Here is a 23,758-nt window from a genome sequence, read left to right as displayed (position 1 = left end):
AGGTGGTACGGGGCGGGGGCGGAGCAGAGGGCGGCCACGAGCGCGCTCAGGAGCCTCATCCGCCGACAGGGTTGGGGACGACGTCGTCGCGCAGGGACACGCAGCGAACCGAGACGTCGACCGGGTTGGAGTAGTGGACGCCGTCGTCGTAGTGGACGGCCGCGCTGATGCGCCGGACGCTCTGGTGGACGATCAGGTTGGTCTGGGGCGCCATGCGCTGGCCGCCGCCTTCCAGCGTGAAGTCGAGCTGGTGCCACCGGTAGGCGCGGTTGGCCGCGTAGAGCCGCCAGCGCAGCGAGACCGGCGCCCGCCGCACCTCGACCGAGAGCGTGAACCGGAACGGCACGCGCCGCCCGGTGCTGTCCGCCGGGTAGCCGTTGACGCAGCGGCCGGTGAAAGAGGTGCGGTCGGCGCTGAGCCAGAGCCGGCTGATCGGGCTCGGGTCGGCCGTCGCCTGCGCCCGAGCCGGTACGGCAGGCAGCAGCACGCTCGCTGCGACGGCCGCGGCCACCATCTTCGTCGTTTTCATGGTCCCCCTTACGGAGTGAGGTGATACGACCATGAGTGAGAGGCGGGCGAAAAACCTTGAAGAATCCTTGAATGGGAGAGCGCGTGGAATTCAGGCTGCTCGGCTGGGTCGGACTGGAGGACGGTGGCCGCGAGATCGACACTGGGCACAGCCGGCAGCGCTGCGTTCTTGCGGCGCTGCTGATCGACGCCCGCGAGCCGGTGATGACCGCCGAACTGGTGTCCCGCGTGTGGGGCAGCGACCCGCCCGACTCGGCGCTCAACGTGCTCTACGGCTACGTCACCCGGCTGCGCAAGATCCTCGCCCCCTCCGGGGTCCGGCTCCTACGCCGCGGCGGCGGCTACCTCATCGACGTCGAACCCGCCCTCGTCGACGCGCTGCGATTCAAGCGCCTGCAGGCCACGGACCCCGCCGCGGCGCTGGAGGCCTGGCGGGGCAAGCCGCTACCCGGCATCGAGGGCGAGTGGGCGGATCAGGTCCGTGCTGGTCTGATCGCGCTCCACCTGTCGGCGCAGCTCCGGCTCGCCGAGGAGGAGACCGCGCAGGGCCGTCACACCGCCGCCGTGGACAGGCTGACTGGTGTGCTCGCCGAGCATCCGCTGGAGGAGCGAGTCGTGACGGTGCTGATGACCGCGCTGTTCCGCGCCGGGAACACGCCGCAGGCCCTGGACTGCTACCTGGCCTTCCGCCGGCGTCTGTCCGACGAGCTCGGCATCGGGCCGGGACCGCGGTTGCGCCGGCTCCATCAGCGCATACTCGAAGGTGACAGCGCGCTGGACCGGCAGGAGGCCGCGCCCGTTCCTGCCGGCCTGCCGTACGACGTGCCGGGATTCGTCGGGCGCGCCAGGGAGTTGACGGCGATGAACCAGGTGCTGGGCAGCCGGACGCCGCTGGTGATCTCCGCGATCGAGGGCATGGCGGGCGTCGGCAAGTCGGCGCTCGCCGTGCGCTGGGCGCACCGGGTGCGCGAGCGTTTTCCCGACGGCAGCCTCTACGCCGATCTCGGCGGCCACGCACCGACCGGCCCCGCGGACCCGGCCCGCGTGCTCGGCGACTTCCTCGCCGCACTCGGCACCGCACCGGCCCGCATCCCCGGCGGGCTCGACGCCCGTTCGGCGCTCTTCCGCGCCCTGCTTGACCAGCGCAGGATGCTCATCATCCTCGACAACGCCCGCTCCGAGCAGCAGGTGAGGCCGCTACTCCCGACGGCGGACAGCTGCGCCACGGTGATCACCAGCCGCGTGCCGCTCCATGGCCTGGTCGTCCGCGAGCGCGCACAACGCATCGTCATCGGCACGCTCACCCCGGCCGAGGCCGAGTCACTGCTGCGGACCTTCGTCCCGTACGGCGACGCCGCATCGTTACGAGAGCTGGCGCGGCTGTGCGCCCACCTCCCGGTGGCGCTGTGCGTCGCGGGCGAGAGGGCAGCGCGTGGCGACCGCCCGCTGCCTGACCTGGTAGCCGAGCTCCGATCGGCGAGCAACAGGCTGGACCTGCTCGAGGTGGCGGGCGATCCGCTCAGCAGCGTGCGGGCCGTGTTCTCCTGGTCCTACCGCACGCTGCCGGAGCCGGTGGCCTTGATGTTCCGCCGGCTGGGCGCGCACCCGGGTCCCGACATCGAGCCGGGCGCCGCGGCGGTGCTGACAGGCTGCTCGACCGGCGAGGCCGCCGACCTGCTCGGAGCCCTCGCCGAGGCGCGGCTGATCGAGCCGTACCAGCCCGGCCGCTGGCGCATGCACGATCTGCTGCGCGCCTACTCCGCCGAGTGCGGCGGCGAGCAGGACGAGTCCGTGACGCGGCTGCTCGACCACTACCTCGACCGCCTGTCCTCCGCCATCAGTCTCGCTCTGCCGGGAGAGGTCGTCATCCGGCCCGACGCCGAACCGTTCCCCGATCCGGCGCAGGCGCAGGCATGGATGGAGGCCGAGCGCTCCAACCTGGTGGCAGCCGCCGACATGGCGCTCATCCGGTCACCCGCGCTCGGCAGGGATCTCGGCCGGATGCTGGTGCGGCACCTCGACATGGCCGGGCAGCAGGAGGAGGCCAGGCGTCTCTACCGCAGTGCGGCACGTGCCGCGAACGCCACGGGCGACCTGATGGGAGAGGCGTCGGCGCTCACCGCGCTCGGCGTGGCGCTGATCCGCAACGGCGAACTGGACGAGGCGCACGAGAGCTTCCAACGTGCCGTTGAGCTCTGGGAGACCCTGGACGACCCACACGGCCAGGGCCGCGCGCTGGGCAACCTCGCGATAGTCGAGGTGTTCCGGGGGCAGTACGCCGCCGCGCTGACGAATCTGGAGCGGGCGGCCGCCCTGTTCGAGCGCAGCGGCCACCTGTCCGGGCAGGCCAACGTGCTCAACCACATCGGCGAGATCCACTGGCGCACCGGCGCCTACCGACTCGCCGTCCCCCTGCACGAGAGGGCGATGGAGATCACCGCCGAGATCGGAGACCGGGCGGGCGTGGTCGTCTCGCACGGCGGCATCGGCAACGCCCTGTTCAGGCTCGGCGAGTACGGCGAGGCCCTGGAGCACCTGGAAGCCGGCCGGGACCTGGCCAGGTCGATCTCCTACGTCTACTCCGCGCTGAACTCCATGGTCAACATCGGCCGCGTGCATGCCGCGACCGGCGACCTCCAGGCCGCCTACGACCTCTACCAGGAGGTGCTCCTCGCGCTACGCGAGACGGAGGACCGTGACATGGAGGCGGAGACGCTCGACTGTCTCGGCGAGATCTACCTGGCCTGGGGGGAACACGAGCGCGCACTCGACCACCATCGACGCGCCCTGGAGCTGCTCCGCGCGTCAGGCAGCCGCACGTTCGAGGCAAGCGCGCTCAACGGGCTCGGCGAGGTGGAGCGCGCGCTCGGGCATCCGAAGGAGGCAGGTGCCCGGCATCAGGAGGCGCTGGAGCTCACGCAGGCCATGGGTGACCGGTTCCAGCAGGCCCGTGCGCTGGTCGGCCTGGCCAGGCTCCGCGCCGACCAGGGGCTGCCGGCGGAGGAGTGGCGGGAGGCTCTGCGGCTCATGGACGACATGGAGGTCCCCGAGGCGGCCCAGCTACGAGGGGAGCTGAACGCCCCGCTCTGAGGCGGCGGGACGGACAGCAGCCCGCGTGAGCCGACGCCGCCTGGTTCGGCCCGGCCCGCTGGAGTACCGGCGCGCGCTGTCCGAGGTTCGCAGCCTCGTCGCTGATGAAGTGCTGAGCATCCCCCAAGGCGAGCCGTTCCCGCACGAACGCTTCACCGAAGCCATCTCGTTCGCCTGCGGGGTGAGCGAGCCGTCCGCGAGCCGAGCTATGGATCCGTGAGTTTGGCGCGGACCTGATCGGCGTCGGGGTGACCGAGCACCTCGAGGATGACCAGCGCCTCGCGCCAGACATGGCGGGCGACGTCGAGATCGCCGGCGGCGTCATGGGTGTCGCCGAGCCGGGTAAGGGTGTCGGCTTCGTGATAGTGGTGGCCCGCCTCGCGGAACAGCTCCCTGGCGTGCTGATAGCAGCCGATGGCCCGCTGGTGGCGGCCCAGATGGTGGTGGACGTAGCCGAGGCTGTCCCACACGTGCGCCTGCCCGCGGCGGTCGCCGAGTTCCTCGAGCACGGCGAGTGCCTGCTCGCAGTAGTCGAGCGCCCGGTGGTGGTCGCCGAGCAGCGCGTGGTGCCAGCCGACCGCGTTCAGTGCCCTGGCCTGCCCGGCTCGGTGGCCGGTGGCCCGGCACAGCGCGAGGGCCTGCTGCGCGTGGTCGAGGGCCTCCTCGTAGCGGCCCTGCATGTCGAGCGCGCTGGACAGGTTGCCGTGGGTGTGGGCCTGGCCGCCGCGGTCGCCGAGCTGGCCGTACAGTTCGAGCGCAAGCTGGAAGTGGGCGTGGCCGTCGTCGTGGCGGCCCAGCCGGGTGTATGCCCAGCCGAGGTCTCGGTGGGCCTGCGCCTGTCCGAGCCGGTCGCGCCGACGTCGCGCGGCGTCCAGGGCGGCCTCCTGGGTCAGTGCCTGATCGTGCCAGCGGCCCCGGCGGTCCAGATAGTCGGCGAGTGTCCAGGCCAGGTGCCAGGTGTGGCCGTCGAACCCGGCGCTCGAGGCGTGAGTGATCGCGGCGAGCAGTACGGCGTGCTCAGTGGTGAACCAGGCCAGGGCCTGATCGTGATCGGCGAGCTCCGCGCAGACGGCCCCGGACAGGGGTGGGGTGGGATCGACCCCATCTCGGTGCGGGTTGAGCAGCCGGGTGGCGGCATGCGCGGAGTGCACGTAGTGGTCGAGCATCCGGTGCACCGCCGCCTGCCGTTCGACCTCCGGCTCACGGGCGCCGGCCAGTTCGGCGGCGTACGCACGGAGCAGGTCGTGAAGGGCGTAGCGGCCCGGAACGTGTTGCACGACCAGGTGGGCGTGGATCAGCTCCGCCAGCAGCGGGCGCAGCTGCCGCCCGGGGACATCGGCCAGGCTCTGCGCGGCCGGCAGGGCCAGGTCCGGGCCCGGGTGCAGGCCCAGCAGCCGGAAGAGCCGGGCGGCGCCAGGGGTGAGCGCGTTGTACGACCAGGAGAACATCGCCCTGACCTGCGTGGCCGGATCCCCGCAGTCGAACACGTCCAAACCACCGCCCGCCTCACGCAGCTCGGCGGCGAGGGCGGCGAGCGGGAACCCCGGGTAGGTGGCGGCGCGGGCGGCCACGATCGTCAGCGCCAGCGGCAGCCGTGCACACCTGGCGATGATCTCCTCCACCGCGTCCGGTTCTGCCGCGACCCGCTCGGCGCCCAGGCGGCGGGCAAGCAGCTCACCGGCCTCGGCCACCGGCAGCAGGTCCAGCGGCAGCGGGTGTGCGCCTTCCGCGGCGACCAGTCCCGCCAGCTGGTTGCGACTGGTCACCAGGACCAGGCAGCCGGGAGAGCTGGGCAGCAGCGGGCGGACCTGCTCGGCGTCACGCGCGTTGTCCAGCACGATCAGGACCCGCTGACCGGCCAGCAGGCCGCGGTACAGGCCGACCTGGGCCTCCAGCGTGGCAGGGATCCGTTCCGCCGCTACCCCGAGCGCGTCCAGGAACCCGCGTACCGCCTCCGCCGCCGACATCGGAGATCCGCAGGGGTCGAAGCCACGCAGGTTCACGTACAGCTGGCCGTCGGAGAAGCGGTCGCGGACCCGGTGAGCCCAGTGCACGGCCAGTGCGGTCTTGCCCACTCCGGCGGTGCCCAGCAGGGCGGAGATGACCACCGCGGTGGGCTGCCGCCCGGCAGCGGCGAGGATCGCGTCGAGCCGGGCGAGTTCGCCTTCTCTGCCGACGAAGCCGTACACGTCCAGCGGCAACAGGGCCGCGGCCGGCCCAGGCAGCGGTGGCGGTGGCGGTTCCGGACGCGTGTCGGCGCCGAGTATCTGCTCGTGGATCAGCCTCAGCTGTCGGCCCGGCTCGATACCCAGCTCGACCACCATCAGCTTGCGGGCCTCGTCATACTCCCGCAGCGCCTCGGCCCGCTGCCCACAGGCGCTCAGGGCGGTCATCAACTGCCCGCGGAAGCCTTCGTGCAGGGGATGCGAGGCCACCAGGGACCGCAGGGTGCCCAGGAGTTCGACGTGACGTTCCATCGCCAGCTCGGCGCGGACGTGGCATTCCATGGTCTGGAGCCAGACGTCCTCCCATGCTCTGACGTGCCGCGAACGCAGGACCGCGGAGTTGACGTCGGCCAACATCGGCCCCCGCCACAGGTCGAGCGCCTCCCTCAAGATCGTGGCGGCGCCCTCGGGACTCCGGCCCTCCGCCTGGCTGCGCAGTGCCTGCACCCGGTGTAGGTCGATGCCGTCCGGCTCGATGTCGAGAAGATAGCCGGGCGCGCGGGTGAGCAGCGGCATCCGCCCGCTCCCGGCCAGCGCCTTGCGCAGCCGCATGACATGACTGTGCACGGTCTCCCGCGCGGTCGCCGGTGGGGACTCGTCCCACAGACAGTCGATCAGCTCCTCGACCTGCACCACCTGCCTGACCCGAAGCGCGAGCGCGGCGAGCACCACCCGCTGCTTGGCCGAGGTGACCGGGATGAGCGCACCCTGCTGATCCCGCACCTCCAGCGGGCCCAACAGCCGGATTTCCAACCCTGCCGCTCCTTCGTGACCTGTATCGGTGCTGTGGCGGCCGCCAGGGTCCTTCCAGCGGCCTGCCATCCGTCTGCCAGGCGCTCGTGGCAGCCTGCAGATGTCATCGGGGACTAACAGCGCAAAGCCGACCTCCTGATGAAGCTGTGACGAATCGCAGCGACCGATGGGCCGTCTCCGCGCATCCCCCCAGCAGAAGGAGACCAGGATAATGATCAAGAAGCTGGCCGTCACGTTATTCCTGACAACATCCCTGGCCGCCACAGGAATTGGCCAGGCGTTCGCCGCCGATTCACCCGCCGGCGACCCGACCGCACCTCCCCCTGCCGCATCCCCCGAAGAATTCAAGAACCAGTTGCTCGGCAAGCTGGAAAAGCAGGCGATCAGGGACATCGAAGTCATCAACAAGACAGCCGCGGCCGACCCCCGTTATGCCAAGGCCGTCGCCACCGAGATGAAGGTCGAGAAGGGGACCGGGCCCGCCGATCCCCGCACCACCCTGGCCAACCCCGATGGGGCTCTGGCGGGCTGCAACGCGGCCTGGGTCACCGTCTACATGAACAACGTGAGTGGAAGCACCATCTGGCGCTACCGCCAGCAGGTCGACTGGTGCTCCAACGGTAGCCAGGTGACGTCCATCAGCCCGGCCCAGATCAGCGGATACGTCTATGGATGGGCTGCCGCCCTGGGTTGGTCCTACGAGGGCGTCCGGAACAACGCGCAGTGGGACTACTACGGCAACCGGTGGGTGTACCGGACCTACACCCAGGGCGCCTTCCACTACTGCCCGCCGCGGGTCATCTGCGTCCAGAAGGTGTACCCCAACATCACCATCGACACGTACGGCAACGGCAACTGGGACTACTACTGGAGCAGGGGCTGATCTCCCGACCATCTAGATAGGTGAGGACCCCTGGAATCCAGGGGTCCTTTCGTTGCCCCGATCGCCGCTACAGCCGACCTGTGAGTGAAACCGGCGCGGCCCTCGAGGAGGGCGAAGAGGTCCTGCAGCGGGCCGCTTTCGGCGGCAAGCAGATCGGGGGCGACGGCGGCCTCGTGGTGGTCGGCGCCCGATCCAGGCCGTAACGCCACCGCGGTGAACAGGCCGGTCTCCGGTACGACGGCCAGGTGGGCTTTGTAGCCGTCGTCGCTGTTGCCGGCTCTGGTGAATATGGCGGGCCTCGGGGTCGACGGTGGAGATGATCCGGTCGGGTGCGGTGCGGCGGGCGATCTGCCACCGCCCGTCGCTGCCGTCGGCGGGTTCGACGTCTTGGCCGGCGATCAAGGCCGGCAGGCCGACCGCGCGGGCAGCGGACTCGTCCAGGTCCTGGCCGGCCAGATGGTCCAGCAGGGTGAGCGCGTCGGTGACCAGGGCGCTGACCAATTCTGGCGAGCTGGTGCGTGCGCAACCCGCGGCTGGTATGCCGACCCGCCGCCGTCTCGGCCCAGCCCGGTGCTGCGCGGGCCGCGCCACCTGCTGATCGACTACGACGGCGTCGAACCCGCCTGAGCCGCCCAGGTCCGGAGGCCGGGAGCGGCGGCCGCCGTGACGTTGATCTAAGACTTCCGGTGCAGTTGAATGAGCGGGTGCGTGCTGGGCGGGTGGTCTCCCCGGTTCTGGTGGGGCGGGAGAGGGAGCTCGCCCGGCTCGTCGCGCTGGTCGCCGGGGCGCCCGCGGTGGCCGTCGTCGAGGGCGAGGCCGGCATCGGCAAGTCCAGGCTGACGGCCGAGCTGCTCGGCGGTCCCGCGGTGGCGGGCCTGCGGGTGCTGAGCGGGGCCTGCGTGCAGATCAGGGAGCCGTTCCCGCTGGGGCCCGTCGTCGAGGCGTTACGCGGACGCGCGCCCGAGCTGGCCGGGGCGGCCTTGTCGCCGGTCGCGGGGGCGCTGCGCGAGCTGCTGCCCGAGCTGGCCGGGGTGCTGCCGGAGACGCCGCCGCCGCTCGACGACCGGGCGGCCGAGCGGCACCGGGTCTTCCGGGCGCTCGCCGAGGTGCTGACCGCGCTCGGCCCCGCCGTCCTGGCGGTGGAGGACCTCCACTGGGCCGACGGGCAGACGGTCGAGTTCCTGACGTACCTGATGTCCGTGCTGCCGGGCACGTTGCGGGTGGTGCTGACGTACCGGAGCGAGGAGGCGTCCGGGGCGGTACGCGCGATCACGGCGCGCGCCCCCGACACGATCGCGGCCGAGCATCTGGTGCTGCCGCCGCTCGACGCCGCCCAGACGCGGGTGATGGCCTCGGCGATCCTCGGGGCCGAGGAGGTGACGGCCGAGTTCGCCGAGCACCTGTGCCTGCGGGCCTCCGGCCTGCCGCTCGCCGTGCAGGAGCTGCTGGCGCTGCTGCGCGACCGCGGCACGCTCATCCGGTGGGAGGGCGGCTGGGCGCGGCGGGCGCTGGAGGACCTGGACGTGCCGAGCGGCGTGCGCGCCTCGGTGCAGGAACGGGTGGCCCGGCTCTCCCCCGACGCCAAGGAGGTGGCGGAACGCGCCGCCGTGCTGCAGCTCCCCGTGCCCGTCGCCCTGCTCTCGGGGCCCGACGTTGGGGCGATCGACGAGGTGCTCGGCGCCGGATTGTTCGCCGACACCGGCGGGCTGGTGGGGTTCCGTCACGTGCTGGCGGCGCAGGCGGTCTACGAGGCAATCCCGCTCGGCCGCCGGCAGGCCCTGCACGCCGCCGCCGCCGACACCGTACGCGGGCTGCGCCCGGTGCCGCTGGGACGCCTGGCGCACCACCTGCGCCAGGCGGGCCAGGCCGGGCAGTGGGTGGAGGCCGCGATCGAGGCGGCTGAGCAGGCCTCGAGGCTGGGCGACGACGCCGAGGCCGCGCGCCTGCTGGAGGACGTGCTGCGCGACACAGACCTGCCCGCGGCCCGGCGGGCCGAGCTGACGGTGAAGCTCGGCTGGGCCGCTCTGGAGCTGCTACGCCCACCGCCGGTCGCCGACCTGGTCACCGGCGCGCTGGAGCAGGACGTGCCGCCCCCGCTCCGCGGCCACCTGCGCCTGCTGCTCGCGCTGCACCTGGAGCGCACCCGCACCGACGGCGCCCGCATCGGCGAGGCCTTCGCGCGGGCCGCCGACGACCTCGCGGGCGAGCCGGGGCTGGCCGCGTGGGCCATGGCCGGGGTCGGCCGCCCGCCGAGCGACCTGCCGCCCGAGGAGAGCAGGTCCTGGCTGGAGCGGGCGCTCGCGACCCTGCCCGCCGTCGCCGACCCGGCCATGCGGATGCTGGTGCTCGGCAAGATCGCGATGATCTTCGTGGTGATGGGCGATCCGCGCTGGGCCGCGCTCGCCGGCGACCTGCTGCGGGAGACCGGCGGGCGGCGGCTGCTGCGCCGCGAGGTCAACGCCTACCGCTCCATCGGGGGCGCGGCCCTGTTCAGCGGGCACCACCGCCAGGGCCGCCGCCTGCTGACCGCGGCCGTCGAGGACGGCGCCGAACCCGACCTGCGCGAGCGGCTCGAACTGCGCTGCCTGGTCAACCTGGCCGCGGCCGACTACTTCGAGGGCTCCTGGCACGGGCTGCCGGCCAGGCTCCAGGAGCTGCGCGACCACTTCGGCGACGAGCCGCACGAGCGCATCCTCGTCGACATCGTGACCGCCTGCCTGGTCGCGGTGCAGGGCCGCCAGGAGGCCGCGCTGCCGCCGCTGCTCGACGCCGCCGCCGAGGCCCGTACCCGGAGGCAGTTCGACGACCTCGTGCTGCCGCTGGCCATGCTGCTCAGGCTGGCCGCCGCGCGGGGCGAGCCGGAGCCGGCGATCGAGGCGGCCGTCGAGGCGGGCCTCCACTGGGAGGCGAGCGAGCTATGGCCGGTGGCGGTCCGCGCACTGCCCGCGCTGACCGAGGCGCTGCTGGCGGCGGGCCGTCCGGACGAGGCCGCCGACGTCGTCGCGCGGCACGCCGCCCGGCTGGCCGGGCTCGACGCGCCGCTGGCCACGCCCGCGCTCGCGCAGGCCCGCGGTCTGCTGGCCGCCGCCGACGGGCAGTGGGCGCGGGCCGCGGCGGAGTTCGCCGCCGCGGCCGACGCCTTCGAGCTGATCCCTGCGCGGTACGAGGCCGCGCAGGCCGGCGAGCAGGCCGCCGCCTGCCTGTTCGCCCTCGACGACCCCGAGGCCGCCGGGCGGCTCGGCCGGGCCGTCGCGGTGTACGCCGACCTCGGGGCGCGCTGGGACCTCGACCGCGCGACCGGGCTGGGCCGCAGGTGGGGCGTCCGCCCTGCGGCGCAGAGCGCGCCCGCGCAGGCGGGGAACGACCACGCGCTGTCGGCCCGGCAGGAGCAGGTGGCCCGGCTGGCGGCCGAGGGGCTGACCAACCAGGAGATCGCAAGGGAGCTGTTCCTGTCGCCGAAGACGGTGGACAAGCACGTGAGCGCGGCCATGCGCAAGGTCGGGGCGCGGTCGCGGACGGAGCTGGCCCGCCACCTCCTCCCCCACCACTGAATCCCCAAATTGGGGATTTTTCCCCATAGGGCACCCCATACCCCACCCCATACGGCTGCCGCGACACTTTCGGCATGTCCGAAACCACCGAAGATCCCGGCCCGCCGGAGGACCCCGTTCCCGGTGGCCCCTCCCTTCACCATGAGCCCCCGGAGCCCCCTCGCCCCCCGGACGGCTTCGAACCCGTCTGACCCCCTCCCCCCGCCAGAAAGGCCACCATGGCACTGCCCCGCCCCCCGCTGGCACGCCGGACAGGCGTCCTGCTGACCGCGGTCACCGTACTCGCCGGCGTGCTGACCGCCGGACCGGCGACCGCCGCGGCGCCCGGCACCCCCGCCCCCTCCCCCGCCGCTCCCGCCGCCCCCTCGCAGGCCGCCAAGGACGTCACCCTGTCCGGGGTGCGCGCCCAGAAGGTCGTCGTCACGCTGATCACGGGCGACAAGGTCCAGCTCACCCGGTCCGCCGCCGGCCAGTACCGCGTCGAGACGGCCCCCGGCACGCGCCAGGACGGCCGCCGGATCAACCTGTTCACCCAGTTCACCCCGGACGGCGTTTTCGTGCTGCCGGACGACGCGGTCGCCGCCGTCCAGGCGGGGCTGGTGGACAGGCGGCTGTTCGACGTCAAGTACCTGGCCGAGAACGGCTACTCCGACGACGTCGCCAAGCGGCTGCCGGTCATCGTGCAATACCCGAGCGACCAGCCCGAGGCCGCGGTCAAACGCTCGGCCGCCGCCGTCCCCGCCAGCGACCCCACCCGGACGTTGGAGAGCATCCACGCCTCCGCCCTCGACGTCACCAAGGCCGAGGCGGGCACGTTCTGGGAGGCCGTACGCGGCGCGCGGACCGCCGGGCAGGGCCTGGCCAAGGCGCCCGGCACGCTGCGCGGCGGCATCGCCAGGCTCTGGCTGGACGCCAAGGTCAAGGCCGACCTGGACGTCAGCGTCCCCATGATCGGCGCCCATCAGGCGTGGGAGCGCGGCCAGGACGGGACCGGCGTCAAGATCGCCGTCCTGGACACCGGCGCCGACACCGGCCACCCCGACCTGGCCGGGAAGATCGCCGACAGCAAGTCGTTCGTCCCCGACCTGCCCGTCCAGGACGGGCACGGACACGGCACGCACGTCGCCTCGACCATCGCCGGCACCGGCGCGGCCTCGGGCGGCAAGTACAAGGGCGTCGCCCCCGGCGCGCAGCTCGTCGTCGGCAAGGTGCTCGACAACACCGGCTCCGGACAGGAGTCGTGGATCATCGAGGGCATGGAGTGGGCTGCGCGCAGCGGTGCCAAGGCCGTCAGCATGAGCCTGGGCGGCCCGCCCAGCGACGGCACCGACCCGCTCAGTCAGGCCGTGAACGACCTGACCGCCGAGACCGGCACGCTGTTCGTGGTCGCCGCGGGCAACCTGTACGAGACGGAGACGATCAGCATGCCCGGCGCGGCCGACGCCGCGCTGACAGTGGCCGCGGTGGACAAGAATGACCAGCTCGCCGGGTTCTCCAGCCGCGGGCCGCGCCCCGGCGGCGGGCTCAAGCCCGACATCGCCGCGCCCGGCGTGGACATCGTGGCCGCGCGGGCGGCCGGCACCGCCATGGGCTCCCCGGTGGACGAGCACTACACCGGCGCCTCCGGCACCTCCATGGCCACGCCGCACGTGGCCGGCGCCGTCGCGATCCTGGCCCAGCAGCACCCGGACTGGACGGGCCGGCAGCTCAAGACCGCCCTGATGTCCACCTCCAAGGACGACGGCTTCACGGTCTACGAGCAGGGCGCCGGCCGGGTGGACCTGGACCGCGCGACCCGGCAGCAGGTGTTCGCCGACAGCGGCGGCGTCGACTTCGGCCTGCTGGAGGGCGGCAGCGCGCCGAAGACCGGCCAGATCTCCTACCGCAACCTGGGCGACCAGCCCGCCACGCTCACGCTGAAGGCCGCGATGAGCGGCGGTGCGAAGCCGGTCCTCGCCGACGCGACGCTGACCGTCCCCGCCGGCGGCACGGCCGGCACCACCGTCACCCTCGACCCGGCCGAGCTCTCCGTCGGGACCTACAGCGGGGCCGTGACGGCCGAGGCCGACGGCGTGCGGCTCACCACGCCGCTCGGCGCGGTACGTGACGTCCCCACGTACGACCTGACCATCCGCACCCTGGACCGGGACGGCAGGCCGCGCACCCCGACGGCCATGAGCGTGCTCGACGTCGAGGGCGCCAAGGGCGAACTCGGCCCCAGCCGCATCGACGACGAGGGCCTGGTCGTCACCCGGGTCCCGGCGGGCACCGTCAGCCTGCTGCAGGTGCTCGACTGGGTGGACGGCGACGACCGCGCCAACCGGGCCTGGCTGTTCGAGCCCGAGCTGACCGTCACCGGCGACACCGAAATCACTCTCGACGCCCGCAAGGCCACCGAGATCAGCTTCAGCGCCCCGAAGACCGCGCAGCCGCTGAACAACACCTACGACGTCTTCTTCCAGCGCACCCTGCCGAACGGCAAGGTCTTCGGCGGCACGCTCCTGGCGGGCCGCCCGCTCGGCGGATGGGAGAAGGTGTGGGCGCTGCCGACCAAGAAGGTCACCAAGGGCGGCTTCCGCTTCACCGGCCAGTGGGAGCTGGGCGTGCCCGAGGTCACCATGACCATGCGCACGCCCAGGCGCACGACCCTGCACCCGGTCTCCCGGGTCCACACGATCGACGCGGGCGAGATACACCCCGGGTACGTCCCGTTCGAGGGCACCAAGGACCTGCGGGTGATCGACGCCGGCAAGGGCCGTCCCGAGGACCTCGCGGGCAAGGACCTGCGCGGCGCGCTCGTGCTGATCGACGCCGAGCCCGCCGAGGGGATCTTCGGGCCGGCGTGCGGCCTGCAGATCGAGCGCGTGGGCCCGATCAGGGACGCGGGCGCCGCCGGCGTCCTGGTCTTCAACGAGCGGGCCTCCGCCTGCCCGATCCCGTTGCAGATCACGCAGAAGCCGTTCAGCGGGCCGTTCAAGCCGGTCAACATCCCCGTGGCCTACGTCTCCAACGCCGAAGGCACGAAGATCCGCCAGGAGGCCGGTCGCGGCCCGGTGACCATCCGGGTCGAGGGCACGCCGAACACGCCGTACTCCTACGTGTTCAAGCCGTACGCCGACGGGCGCGTCCCGGACTCGATGCGGTACAAGGTGACCGAGCGCCAGTTGCACCGGGTCGATTTCGATGTGCACGCCGGGCCGTACACGAAGTACATGAACTGGCGCAGCACGTGGAAGACCGACGACATCTCCTACGCGGTGACCAACACCAACATCCTGCAATGGGCCTCCCCCATGCCGGAGCGCAGGTCGCAGTGGGTCTGGCCGCTCGACCCCAAGATCGTGAGCGAGGCGGGCATGTCCGCTCTCGTCACGTCCGAACCCGGCGCGGAGGTCCAGGAGACCCGATACCGCGCCGACGTCTTCGACCGGCCGGGCAGCACCCGCCAGCAGTGGTTCGCCACCCCGAGCACGCCGGGCGCCTCGACGGCCTCCGACAAGCTGTACGCGCTCGGCGGCGACCCGGACGCGGCCCCGCTCCAGCAGCTCGTCATCGGGGTGCCGTGCGCGATCTGCATGCACGACGGCAACCTGTGGGTGACCCCGTCCATGGTCAGCGGGGTCGGGGAACGGCGCGACGACGGCGTCGCGTTCGGCGACCTGGCGCCCCGGTACGACCTGCACCTGTACCGCGACGGCAAGGAGATCCCGAACGCCCCTCTGCCGGGGTTCGACACGCTGCCGCGCTACCCTCTGCCCAAGGAGCAGGGCGTCTACCGGCTGACGGCCAAGAACGACCTGCAGGACATTGAGTGGACGTTCACCGCCCCGCCGGCAAAGGAGCAGCTGAGGCCGGGCTCCAACTGCTACGCCTGGTTCGTGGACGGGCTGGTCGAGCAGTGCCGCACCACCCCGGCGGTCTACGTCAGCTACGATCTCGGTGACAGCCTGTCCGCCGCGAACACGGTCGCGGCCGGGCGCAGGCACACGTTCGAGCTGGAGGCCTACCGCGGGCCGTCGGCGGCGAAGATGCCGGCGATCTCGGGCGTGCGGCTGTGGACCAGCACCGACGACGGCGCCACCTGGCAGCCCGCCGACCTCAAGCGGAGCCGGGATGGCGTCTACACCGCCGGCGCGGGGTACCCGGCCTACCGCGCCACCAAGGGCGCGGTGAGCCTGAAGGTGGAGGCGTGGGACGCGGCGGGCAACCGCGTCAGGCAGACCACCCTCCGCGCGTTCAACCTCCGCTGACCGAGGTGACCGCGGCCACCCGCCCGGCGGCCGCGGTCACCAGCCCAGCGTGACGGGCGATCCGCAAGAATCCGGGTGGTCAAGAACAACAAGACCGGGAAAGTGATCTCGGTCGGCCGAAACAGCAGTAGCAAGAAGAAGCGGTAGACGCTGAATGGGTCTCGGCGTCGCCGATAGCCGGCGGGCTACTCGCCGCAGTTACTGTCGGGTCAGTCGCACCTGTCGGCGTCACATACACAACCGCACTCGCCGTGTGCATGATCGTGCAGGCCGCCTTCGCCGTCGCCTTCGCGCTTTGCGCCCTTGCCCTTCCACGCCGCTGATCCCACGGCTCCCTGAGCGGGCGCGCAACACGGCAGTCCGAGCCGCTCGCGCGCGGTCGGCGTCCGCGAGCGGCACCGAGGCGCTTCCACAACCCCGACGCATTGACCGCCACCACCACGTGGTCGTCCTCGGCCGGGCACCAAAGGGCCTCCGAGACTGGTAAAGATCGTTGATCGAGTGATCCGAGTTCGTGCTCGGTCTCTGCTTCCGTTCACTGTCGTGCTTTCGGCGATCGCCTCCCACACCGGGGCCGGCCTGCCCGATCACTACAATCCAGGCATGTTCGATCTCGACCCTGTGAAGTCGATCTTAGTCCTGGCCCTGATCGGGCTCATCGTCCTGGGGACGCGGGCCTGGCGCCGACGGCGCGACAGCGTGCGGATCTCCATCCCGATGCCGCTATTCACCCCAGTGGAGATCCAAGCCTAGGCTCACGACCTCATCGAAGCCGGGCGGTTCGACGAGGCGGTCAACCTACTCAAGACGTCGCCGCCTGCCAGGAACATGGGGTCGGCACGCTGGTGATCGTCGGCGGAGTGGCCGCGAACTCCCGGCTGCGCGAGGTGGCCGCGGAACGCTGCACCGCCGCGGGCATCAAGCGCTGGGCAGCCACGTCCGGGGCCACGACCTGACCGCCGACGCGTATCGGGCGGCCTTCGGACTGTTCGCCACCAAGGCGTTGTCGTCTGACGAGCACTCCGGCGCGCGCAGCGCCACGCAACGACGCGTCTACCGGAGTTCACCTCGCACCCGCGACAACCTCGAACCCGGTCGCCGGCTGGCCCGCACCGGCGCGCTCAACACGCTCGCCCGCCGGACAAGCCCGCAGCGCCGTACCGCCCAACTGGATGACCTGCAAGCCGGTAGGGCCACGTGGCGGGAAAGCAATATCGCTCAATCCCGCGTCTTTCCGGATACGCGCGCTCATGTGTTGAAGTAAAGGGCAGTACTCCCTTTACGCGAACAATGGCCGCACCGGCGAGTCGCGGCTACCCGAGGCGACGGCGCGACAGCGAGTCGGGGTGCTGGTAAGAACCGAGTCACGCGCCCCGAACGAGCGACATCTTCGCAGGTGACTGCACGTGACCGGTATCCCGACCGAGATCCCCAGGCCGGTGGTGCCAGGCGTTTTCACGCCCGGTCTGGGGCACGTCATCCGCCCGCGGGCTCCTCGGCCTCCCAGCGCAGCAGGTCGCCCGGCTGGCACCTGAGTACCTCGCAGAGCGCGGCGAGCGTCGTGAAGCGCACCGCCTTGGCGCGGCCGTTCTTGAGTACCGCCAGGTTGGCGGGCGTGATCCCCACGCGGTCCGCGAGGTCGCCCACGGACATCTTCCGCCTGGCCAGCATCACGTCGATGTCGACGACGATCGGCATCAGATCACCTCGTCCAGCTCGGCCTGCATCTGCGCCGCTTCGACGTCGCGCGCGACAGCCTGGGCGAGCAGCATCCGCAGCACCATCACGATGAGCGCGACCCCCAGGATGGCCAGGCCAATCCCGCCCATGATGACGGTGACGCCCGGGTCGGCCCGCTGGCCCGGCGCGTTGAGGGCCGTGACCGCGAACCACAGGAGGGCAGCCGCCACGATCGCGCCGATCACGGCGTCCACGTACCGGAAGGCGGCGTGGGAGAACACGGTTCCGCGGCGCACCATCGTCACCAGCCGCCATACGCTGACCAGGGCGACCTGGACCGAGACCATGCCCAGGATCGCGATCACGCGCAGCGGGGTCAGCGGGAGCGACCCGTCCTCCGGGTCGCTCCCGCTGACCAACACCCACACCATCAATGCCTGTACGAACACGGTGCCGGCGAGCACCACCACGAGCACAGCGCGAAGCGCACGCACTGCCAGCTTTCCCATGACCTACCCTTCCATCGAGTTACGATGAGAATCTATCGAATCTCGATAGGTAAAACAAGGGCGAGGCCAGACACCTAGCCCTCCGGAGCCCTGGTAGCAATGAGGAATTTCCAACGGATATCCAGGTCAGAGCCCCAGTCGAGGGTCACTGAGAGTCTGGAAGACGGGCCACCGACCTGGATAGCCGTTGTTCCCTGCACCGTTGCTACCGATGTTCCTCAGACCCCTGACCCGCGACGATGCCGCGCGCTTGGGGCGTGTGACTCGGTTCTTACCAGCACCCCGAGTCACACCGCCGCAAGATCACGTAGCGTACCGGGGGCGCGGGAATTTCCGGGGCGAGCACCTTGTCGGGTGCCAAAACTCGCTCATAGCGCTGGCCTGCGGTTTCACGCGGTGTCAGGCGGCTCTGCGATACTCGTGGATCAGGCCGCAGACGGCGCTCGGTCGCTTTATTCGAGCCGTGAGATCGACCACTTCGGCCGAATCGTGCGTGGGTTTACGTAGTGACAGGGCCTGATGCGGCCTGTGCCAGACGTAGTGGCGCTCATACTCGGCCAGCAGTCGTCGCAGATGACGCTCACCCGTGAACCAGAAGGTGATCGAGGCATTCGCGCTGAAGTGTCCCGACGAACCGCTCGGCGAACGCGTTCGCCCGCGGTGAGCGCGGCGGCCCTTTGAGGACCCGCACACCTGCACCGGCGAACACCGTGTCAAAGCCTCCGGTGAACTTGGCGTCGCGGTCGCGGATCAGAAACCGAAATCGATCGGATCGTGCGCCCAGCTCCATCAGTAGGTTGCGCGCCTGCTGCGCCGTCCAGGCACCGGTCGGATGAGCCGTGACACCGAGAATGTGCACACGCCGCGTTTCGATCTCCATGATGAACAACACTTCAAACTCATCGAGTCCGCCCAGGCCCGCTGGCGCGTGGTCAACGCACCCCACCTCGTCGAACGCGAGCCGGCGACCGCGGCCTGACGTGCGGTGCTAAACAGAGACACCGTGAGAGAGGCAGCAATGGACCAAGGCACCCGCGGCGAGCTCATCAGTCGGCTGGCCGAGGCGATCGGGTCCGTCACGGCCGCGCACCCGCTGCGGGTCGCCATCGACGGGCCGCCCGCCGCCGGTAAGACCACGCTGGCCGACGAGCTCGCTGTCGTCCTGCGCGCGCAGGACCGCGACGTCATCCGCGCGACCATCGACGACTTTCTCTTCCCCCGTGCACAGCGCTACCGACGCGGCCAGTACTCGGCCGAAGGCTGCTACTTCGACGCCCACGACCACGTCGCGCTGTGCCGGGTCCTGCTCGATCCGCTGGGCCCAGGCGGAGACCGAAGGTTCCAGCACGCGGTCTACGACAGAGACACCGACACCCCATCGTCCCCGCCGGCCACGACCGCCCTCGCAGATGCGGTACTGCTCTTCGACGGCGTCTTCCTCCTGCGCCCAGAACTCATCGACCGGTGGGACCTGCGCATCTTCGTGTCCGTCCCATTCGAGCAGACGGTAGATCGCGCCCGGGACCGAGGCACAGCGCTGGCCGGATCCACCGCCGACACCGCCGACATCGAACGGTCCTGGCGCAACCGCTATATCCCCTCCCAACAGCTCTACTTCGCCACAGCTCGCCCAACCGAACACGCCGACATCATCGTGTACAACGATCAGCTCCAACGGCCGACCTGGGAAGTCCGACCGCACTCATCGATACACAGGATTTGACAATCGCTCTCACCGGTCGTGAGGCAACGAGACAACCGGCTAGGCGGGCTTCGAGCCCCCGGGTCATCTCGTGTCGCTCCGACCGCGCAGGATTTCGACGCCGTCACCGTCAAGTTCATCGCAGTACACCGAGCGTCCGGTCGTGGCCATCACCAGTGCCAGGGTGGTGCCGGACACCAGCGGGCCGGAACCCGTGGCGAAAGGGGCGTCGGTGGCAACGAGTCGCAGGCCGACGATCCGTCTCTTCGCGGCGGCGACCAGGTCCGAGCCCCGGTAGTACTCGGCTACCCGAGTGAGGGTCTCGATCGGGTAGTCATGACGAATACCCAGCGGTCGCCGAATGTCCTCGGCATGCACGATCGTCTCACCCAGCATCGCGATGACCGGGAGAGGCGGTTTGGTGGTGCTCGCGACGACGCTCCGGAACCCGTCATACGTCTCGGCCGCAGTCGCGCCCAACTGCTCGGCCAGCCGCATGGCGACCTGCTTGTCGAAGTCGAACCGGCAGCGGATCACCCCCGCCAGCCACCGCACACCGTTAAGGCTCGCCCCTGCGGCGAGATGTGACCGGGCACGAACCGCTCTGGTACCGCAACCTCCCGCCGACTGGCGATGGCTGCGCCGCTGGGTGCTCGACCGGGCAGGCAACCAGTGCGCACGATCATGCCAGCCGCGTCCCCCCGCGCCCCCAGCCGATGAGGGGTCGGCCTCCTTGAGCAGGGGTCTGGCGAGCGGCCTGCGCCGTACTGGACGCTGGCGCACAATCTGAGCACTGACGCTCCTTACCACTGTGACCTCTTACGGCGGTCGAAGCGGGTGAGAGCGGGACCGTAGACGAAGTCGCGTGACATCTCGATGAAGTCCTGGGGAAAACCGAGCTCGATCTGGCTGACCTGATCCAGGCGCCGCACCGCGTCCTCGGGGAGTTCCAGCTCGAAGGCGGCAAGGTTGTCGGTGAGCTGGTCCAGGGTGCGGGCGCCGAGGATCGGGTGCACCCACGGGTGATGGGCCTGGATCCAGGCGAGCGCGACCTGGGCGGAGGTGATACCGAGGTCGTCGGCGACGATGTCGACCTGCCGCGCGATCTCCATGCCTTGCTCGGTGACGGCGTCGCGGTTGATTCGGGATCCGGTGGTGGCGTCGGTGCGGGTGAACTTCCCCGAGAGGATGCCGCGGGCCAGCGGCGCCCAGGCCGCGACCGACAGGTCGAGCGCGTCGGCCATGGGTAGCAGCTCACGTTCGATGTCGCGCTGGATGAGGCTGTAGGACAGCTGCACGCCGACGAAGGAAGTCCAGCCGCGCAACTCCGCCAGGGTGTTGGCCCGGGACACCACCCAGGCGGGGGCGTCGGAGATGCCGAGGTAGAGCACCTTGCCGGCCCGAACCATGTCGTCAAGGGCGCGCATCGTCTCCTCGATGGGGGTGTCCTGATCCCAGATGTGCACCCACAGCAGGTCGATGTAGTCGGTGTTCAGCCGCCGCAGGCTCTGCTCCAGCGAATGCGTCAGGTTCTTGCGATGGTTGCCGGAGGCGTTCGGGTCATTGCCGTCCATCGACACCGTGTACTTGGTGCTCACGACAAACCGGTCGCGATCGGCCCCGAGCAGCTCACCGATGATGCGTTCGCTGGATCCCTCGGTGTACTTGTTCGCCGTGTCGATCACGTTGCCGCCCGCTTCCGCGTAGGCGGTGAGCATCTTGCGGCACTCCTCCGGTGACGCGCCCCAGCCCCAATCCTCCCCGAAGGTCATCGTGCCCAGAAACGCCTGCGAGACCCGCAGCCCGCTGCGGCCGAAAGTGGTGTATCTCATGAGACGACCATACATAGTGTTTATACATAGTGTCTATATGAGATGTATAGACGATGCGTTCAGGGCTTGCGTTACGATGAACGCCATGAGAGACCGGCGTGCCAACCGTCCCGCGCGCGACGATCGCGACCTGCGCGAGGTGATCCTGGACGCCACCCGCCGGCTGCTGGACGAGCGTCGCTTCGACGAGGTCAGCGTCGCCGACATCCTGAGTGCGGCTCAGATATCGCGGGGCAGCTTCTACTTCTACTTCGCCGGCAAACACCAGGTCCTCGCCGAGCTGGTCCGCCGGGCCGTCGACCGAGGGCACAAGGCGGCCCAACCATGGCTCGGCCACTCCGGGGAGCAGGAGCAGCGGGCCACCGTACGGCACGGCATCGCCGAAGGAGCCAGGCTCTGGCGCGACGAGGCGCCCGTGCTGCGCGCGATCGTGGAGAACTGGCGCAGCGACCCCGAGCTGAGCGAGCTCTGGCTCCAGTTGATGAACGGCTACACCGGCGTCACCGCCGAACGCATCGGCACCGACCGCGCCTCGGGCGTCGCCCCGCACACCGCGGTCGACGCCACCGCACTGGCCACCGCCCTGACCTGGCTCGGAGAGCGCCTCTACTACCTCGCCGCCATCGACGTGGCCCCCTTCGACGACCAGGACACGCTCGTCGACGTCCTCACCCACATCTGGATGACCTCCCTCTACTCCGCTCCGCAGGCCATCGAGGACTCAGGCGCCTGAAGCCGTCCGCACCCTACGGGCGAGGGCGCTCCGTCATGCCGGGCCTGATGCTCGCCGCCGCCATGGCGGCATCGCGTATCAAGGCGTCCCACTGATAGAGCTTGTCACCTGAAGCGTGTAAAGATCGTTCCTGGTAGACAGGTAGGCGATGTCGAGTTCGTTGAGGTTTCGCGCCATCCCACCAGGTCGTTGGGCGGAAGGTCGTCGGAGTCGGCCGCGGCTCGTAGAGCGTCGGACATGATCCCCGCCGCGATCACGACCCTCCTCCGTAGGAGTGGCCCCGCCGTAGGGCGAAGTCGTCCACGCCGAGCACCCGCGGGCCCGCCGCGAGAGCAGGGTCGGGCAGGGCGCGAATCAGCCTGATCAGCGTCATCCGACTCACCGAGGCCGCCAGCCGATCCGCGAGCCGGGCACCGGCGCGGCCGCCCAGGGCAAGTGCGATGGCCTTCAACGCCTGTGCCGCTCGGATGCCGCGGCGGCCGTATCGGACGGTCAGCCCCGGGATCTGCTCGGCGAACGTCGTCTTCGCGCAGGTGTCAGCACGGCGAAAGAATCGGTGCACCCGCAGGTGGATGAGCAGTTCTTGACCCCCGACCGCGGTATCGGACAGCCGCCGGTTCATAGTGGCCGTGCACCCGCTGCGACGGTGTTCCACAGTCCGGACATGTGGCCTCCACGGTGCCGCTCCTGGCTCGGATCCGCACCGTGGCTCCCGACCGGAACACCTGGTCAACGCACACGCTGGCCAGGTGAGGGAACAAGACGGCGACCAGCTCCTTGATCAACACGCTGCAGATGTTCGTGATCAAGGAGCCGGCTACCGGCCAGGTGGTGAGTGGCAGGGCCCGTCTTGTCTGCTGTTCGGCAGGGGTCTGCGTGGCGACCCGCTTTCTCTCAGTCAGCCCGCGCGTCGCCATACGTCATCAGCTCAGCGGCCTGCACATGATCGACGGTTTGGCCCCTGGCCGCAGAGTTCTTACCAACGCCCCAGGTGGCTCGCTAGAGGCGGCGGCAGTTTCCGGGCCGCTTCGGGCGGTCGTCAGTCCAACGTGTCACGGAGGTCCAGACCTCGGAGTCCATGGTCCCGCCTTTGGCGAGGCCCACGGTGCTCTCTCCCGCCTTCGTGACCTTGGCCAGGATCTCACCGGTCAAGGGGTCCAGGATGGTCGTGTGGTCCTCGGCCACCTCGTCGTCCTCACCGAACTCCCTGAAGTACTCGCTGCCCTTGTCGAAATCCACAGCGAGGCCGCTGCGGCCCAGAGGGTCTTTAGCCAGCCCTCGAACGCTGGTCGTGGGCAGGTCGGCGAGCAGGCGCAGGACGGCGGCCCTGGCCGCCGGGGTGAGAGGCGTCGCCAGCAGGGTGTCGGAATTGGCAATAGCCTCCTCCAGCGTTCGCGCCGTCTCCGTCTTGGTCCGGTTGGACTCCCAGCGGGCACGCAACCACACGCGCAGCCCCTTGTCATCGGCGGGCAGCGCCGAGATCTCGGCCAGCGTGTACGGACCGAGCGGGTGAGCGCCGGGCCCGTGGTCCGGCGTGACCCCGTGGGTGAACTGGCAGTCTCTGCTCTCCGCACGTATCTGCAGCTTCACGCAGTCGGCCGCTGTCGTGCCGGGGGTGCACACACGCTGAACCTTGGCGGGCGATCCCGCGGCCCGCCAGGCGCGTTCGTCGGCCGGAGTCGCCGGGCGCAAACTCGGTTCCCCGCCCTGTGTCTGCACAGGATCCTTGAGATCGCGCGGCAGCCAGAGTTCTGTCCTCGACGAGAGCACCGCGTTGAAGGCGCGCCCCCCGGCCTGCACCCGTATCAGATGGTCGTTCTCCAGCGACCTGCGCCAGTACGCGCCGCGATCGTCCGGCAACCGCGCGGCCTGGGCGGCCAACTGGCGCAGTGCCTCGTTCCCCTCAGAGGGCACGAGCATGGGAGGAGACACGGGGGCGGGCACGGCGATCATTTTCGAGACCAGCGCGACCATCGCGAGGATGACGACGACCGCCGCGGCCGTCAACATCGGCAGCCCTCG

Annotated in this window: 17 protein-coding genes and 1 pseudogene; 8 read left to right on the top strand and 10 right to left on the bottom strand. The window is 70.7% G+C overall.

Annotation, left to right across the window (positions count from 1 at the left end; translation table 11 throughout):
* Positions 1-55: 55 nt before the first annotated feature.
* Entirely contained in the window at positions 56-529 is a 474-nt protein-coding gene (locus ACFSKW_RS34950; RefSeq protein WP_379577186.1) for a hypothetical protein, read from the bottom strand.
* Positions 530-612: 83 nt separating this feature from the next.
* Between ACFSKW_RS34950 and ACFSKW_RS34945 the strand changes: the two genes are divergently transcribed.
* Both ACFSKW_RS34945 and ACFSKW_RS34940 read left to right on the top strand, forming a co-directional pair.
* Positions 613-3,618 (top strand): AfsR/SARP family transcriptional regulator, encoded by a 3,006-nt coding sequence (locus ACFSKW_RS34945; RefSeq protein ID WP_379577184.1) that lies wholly within the window; start codon positions 613-615, stop codon positions 3,616-3,618.
* 25 nt (positions 3,619-3,643) lie between these two features.
* Positions 3,644-3,838: a hypothetical protein gene (locus tag ACFSKW_RS34940; RefSeq protein WP_379577182.1), complete on the top strand. Its 195-nt coding sequence runs from the start codon at positions 3,644-3,646 to the stop codon at positions 3,836-3,838.
* Here the strand turns inward: ACFSKW_RS34940 and ACFSKW_RS34935 are convergent.
* On the bottom strand, positions 3,825-6,596 hold the full coding sequence (locus ACFSKW_RS34935; protein ID WP_379577180.1) for an AfsR/SARP family transcriptional regulator: 2,772 nt from the start codon (positions 6,594-6,596) through the stop codon (positions 3,825-3,827). The genes ACFSKW_RS34940 and ACFSKW_RS34935 overlap by 14 nt on opposite strands.
* Positions 6,597-6,807: 211 nt before the next feature.
* Between ACFSKW_RS34935 and ACFSKW_RS34930 the strand changes: the two genes are divergently transcribed.
* Positions 6,808-7,479 carry a hypothetical protein gene (locus tag ACFSKW_RS34930; protein WP_379577178.1) on the top strand — a complete coding sequence of 224 codons (672 nt, stop codon included), beginning with the start codon at positions 6,808-6,810 and terminating at the stop codon, positions 7,477-7,479.
* A gap of 125 nt (positions 7,480-7,604) precedes the next feature.
* On the opposite strand, the pseudogene ACFSKW_RS34925 reads toward ACFSKW_RS34930, so the two are convergent.
* A pseudogene (locus tag ACFSKW_RS34925) lies at positions 7,605-7,980 on the bottom strand (transposase); the annotation flags it as partial.
* Between the two features lie 203 nt (positions 7,981-8,183).
* Between ACFSKW_RS34925 and ACFSKW_RS34920 the strand changes: the two are divergent.
* The 3 genes from ACFSKW_RS34920 to ACFSKW_RS34910 all read left to right on the top strand — a co-directional run bounded on the left by ACFSKW_RS34920 (position 8,184) and on the right by ACFSKW_RS34910 (position 16,033).
* Positions 8,184-11,030 (top strand): ATP-binding protein, encoded by a 2,847-nt coding sequence (locus tag ACFSKW_RS34920; RefSeq protein ID WP_379577176.1) that lies wholly within the window; start codon positions 8,184-8,186, stop codon positions 11,028-11,030.
* A gap of 218 nt (positions 11,031-11,248) precedes the next feature.
* Positions 11,249-15,280, top strand: coding sequence for a S8 family serine peptidase (locus ACFSKW_RS34915; protein ID WP_379577174.1), 4,032 nt, complete (start codon positions 11,249-11,251; stop codon positions 15,278-15,280).
* 603 nt (positions 15,281-15,883) lie between these two features.
* Positions 15,884-16,033 carry a hypothetical protein gene (locus ACFSKW_RS34910; protein ID WP_379577172.1) on the top strand — a complete coding sequence of 50 codons (150 nt, stop codon included), beginning with the start codon at positions 15,884-15,886 and terminating at the stop codon, positions 16,031-16,033.
* A gap of 723 nt (positions 16,034-16,756) precedes the next feature.
* Here ACFSKW_RS34910 and ACFSKW_RS34905 read toward each other — a convergent pair.
* The 3 genes from ACFSKW_RS34905 to ACFSKW_RS34895 form a co-directional block, all read right to left on the bottom strand.
* Positions 16,757-16,978, bottom strand: coding sequence for a helix-turn-helix domain-containing protein (locus ACFSKW_RS34905; RefSeq protein ID WP_379577170.1), 222 nt, complete (start codon positions 16,976-16,978; stop codon positions 16,757-16,759).
* Complete coding sequence (locus ACFSKW_RS34900) at positions 16,978-17,469, bottom strand: DUF2975 domain-containing protein (RefSeq protein ID WP_379577168.1); 492 nt, start codon at positions 17,467-17,469, stop codon at positions 16,978-16,980. Before ACFSKW_RS34900 ends, ACFSKW_RS34905 begins: the two co-directional genes overlap by 1 nt.
* Before the next feature lie 580 nt (positions 17,470-18,049).
* Entirely contained in the window at positions 18,050-18,361 is a 312-nt protein-coding gene (locus tag ACFSKW_RS34895) for an integrase core domain-containing protein (RefSeq protein ID WP_379577166.1), read from the bottom strand.
* 126 nt (positions 18,362-18,487) lie between these two features.
* On the opposite strand from ACFSKW_RS34895, the gene ACFSKW_RS34890 reads away from it, so the two are divergent.
* The gene (locus ACFSKW_RS34890) at positions 18,488-19,192 is read left to right on the top strand and encodes a cytidylate kinase family protein (protein WP_379577165.1); all 705 of its coding nucleotides are present in this window, start codon (positions 18,488-18,490) and stop codon (positions 19,190-19,192) included.
* A gap of 63 nt (positions 19,193-19,255) precedes the next feature.
* On the opposite strand, the gene ACFSKW_RS34885 is transcribed toward ACFSKW_RS34890, so the two are convergent.
* Both ACFSKW_RS34885 and ACFSKW_RS34880 read right to left on the bottom strand, forming a co-directional pair.
* On the bottom strand, positions 19,256-19,726 hold the full coding sequence (locus ACFSKW_RS34885) for a maleylpyruvate isomerase mycothiol-dependent enzyme family protein (protein WP_435192312.1): 471 nt from the start codon (positions 19,724-19,726) through the stop codon (positions 19,256-19,258).
* Positions 19,727-19,974: 248 nt separating this feature from the next.
* Entirely contained in the window at positions 19,975-21,003 is a 1,029-nt protein-coding gene (locus tag ACFSKW_RS34880) for an aldo/keto reductase (protein ID WP_379577163.1), read from the bottom strand.
* A gap of 85 nt (positions 21,004-21,088) precedes the next feature.
* On the opposite strand from ACFSKW_RS34880, the gene ACFSKW_RS34875 reads away from it, so the two are divergent.
* Positions 21,089-21,736: a TetR/AcrR family transcriptional regulator gene (locus ACFSKW_RS34875; protein ID WP_379577161.1), complete on the top strand. Its 648-nt coding sequence runs from the start codon at positions 21,089-21,091 to the stop codon at positions 21,734-21,736.
* 253 nt (positions 21,737-21,989) lie between these two features.
* Here ACFSKW_RS34875 and ACFSKW_RS34870 read toward each other — a convergent pair whose 3' ends face one another.
* Positions 21,990-22,358 carry a hypothetical protein gene (locus ACFSKW_RS34870; RefSeq protein WP_379577160.1) on the bottom strand — a complete coding sequence of 123 codons (369 nt, stop codon included), beginning with the start codon at positions 22,356-22,358 and terminating at the stop codon, positions 21,990-21,992.
* Between the two features lie 377 nt (positions 22,359-22,735).
* The gene (locus tag ACFSKW_RS34865; RefSeq protein WP_379577158.1) at positions 22,736-23,746 is read right to left on the bottom strand and encodes a hypothetical protein; all 1,011 of its coding nucleotides are present in this window, start codon (positions 23,744-23,746) and stop codon (positions 22,736-22,738) included.
* Positions 23,747-23,758 lie beyond the last annotated feature (12 nt).

This window comes from Nonomuraea mangrovi (genome assembly GCF_042681425.1).
GTDB lineage: Bacteria > Actinomycetota > Actinomycetes > Streptosporangiales > Streptosporangiaceae > Nonomuraea > Nonomuraea mangrovi.
Note: the sequence above shows the minus strand (reverse complement) of the source record. Positions and strands in the feature narration are given on the sequence as shown.

Coding starts and splice junctions, on each gene's coding strand:
- ACFSKW_RS34915 (WP_379577174.1), top strand. CDS start 11,249: ATGGCACTGCCCCGCCCCCCGCTGGCACGCCGGACAGGCGTCCTGCTG.
- ACFSKW_RS34910 (WP_379577172.1), top strand. CDS start 15,884: ATGTTCGATCTCGACCCTGTGAAGTCGATCTTAGTCCTGGCCCTGATC.
- ACFSKW_RS34950 (WP_379577186.1), bottom strand. CDS start 529: ATGAAAACGACGAAGATGGTGGCCGCGGCCGTCGCAGCGAGCGTGCTG.
- ACFSKW_RS34900 (WP_379577168.1), bottom strand. CDS start 17,469: ATGGGAAAGCTGGCAGTGCGTGCGCTTCGCGCTGTGCTCGTGGTGGTG.
- ACFSKW_RS34880 (WP_379577163.1), bottom strand. CDS start 21,003: ATGAGATACACCACTTTCGGCCGCAGCGGGCTGCGGGTCTCGCAGGCG.
- ACFSKW_RS34890 (WP_379577165.1), top strand. CDS start 18,488: ATGGACCAAGGCACCCGCGGCGAGCTCATCAGTCGGCTGGCCGAGGCG.
- ACFSKW_RS34865 (WP_379577158.1), bottom strand. CDS start 23,746: ATGTTGACGGCCGCGGCGGTCGTCGTCATCCTCGCGATGGTCGCGCTG.
- ACFSKW_RS34930 (WP_379577178.1), top strand. CDS start 6,808: ATGATCAAGAAGCTGGCCGTCACGTTATTCCTGACAACATCCCTGGCC.
- ACFSKW_RS34870 (WP_379577160.1), bottom strand. CDS start 22,358: ATGAACCGGCGGCTGTCCGATACCGCGGTCGGGGGTCAAGAACTGCTC.
- ACFSKW_RS34905 (WP_379577170.1), bottom strand. CDS start 16,978: ATGCCGATCGTCGTCGACATCGACGTGATGCTGGCCAGGCGGAAGATG.
- ACFSKW_RS34875 (WP_379577161.1), top strand. CDS start 21,089: ATGAGAGACCGGCGTGCCAACCGTCCCGCGCGCGACGATCGCGACCTG.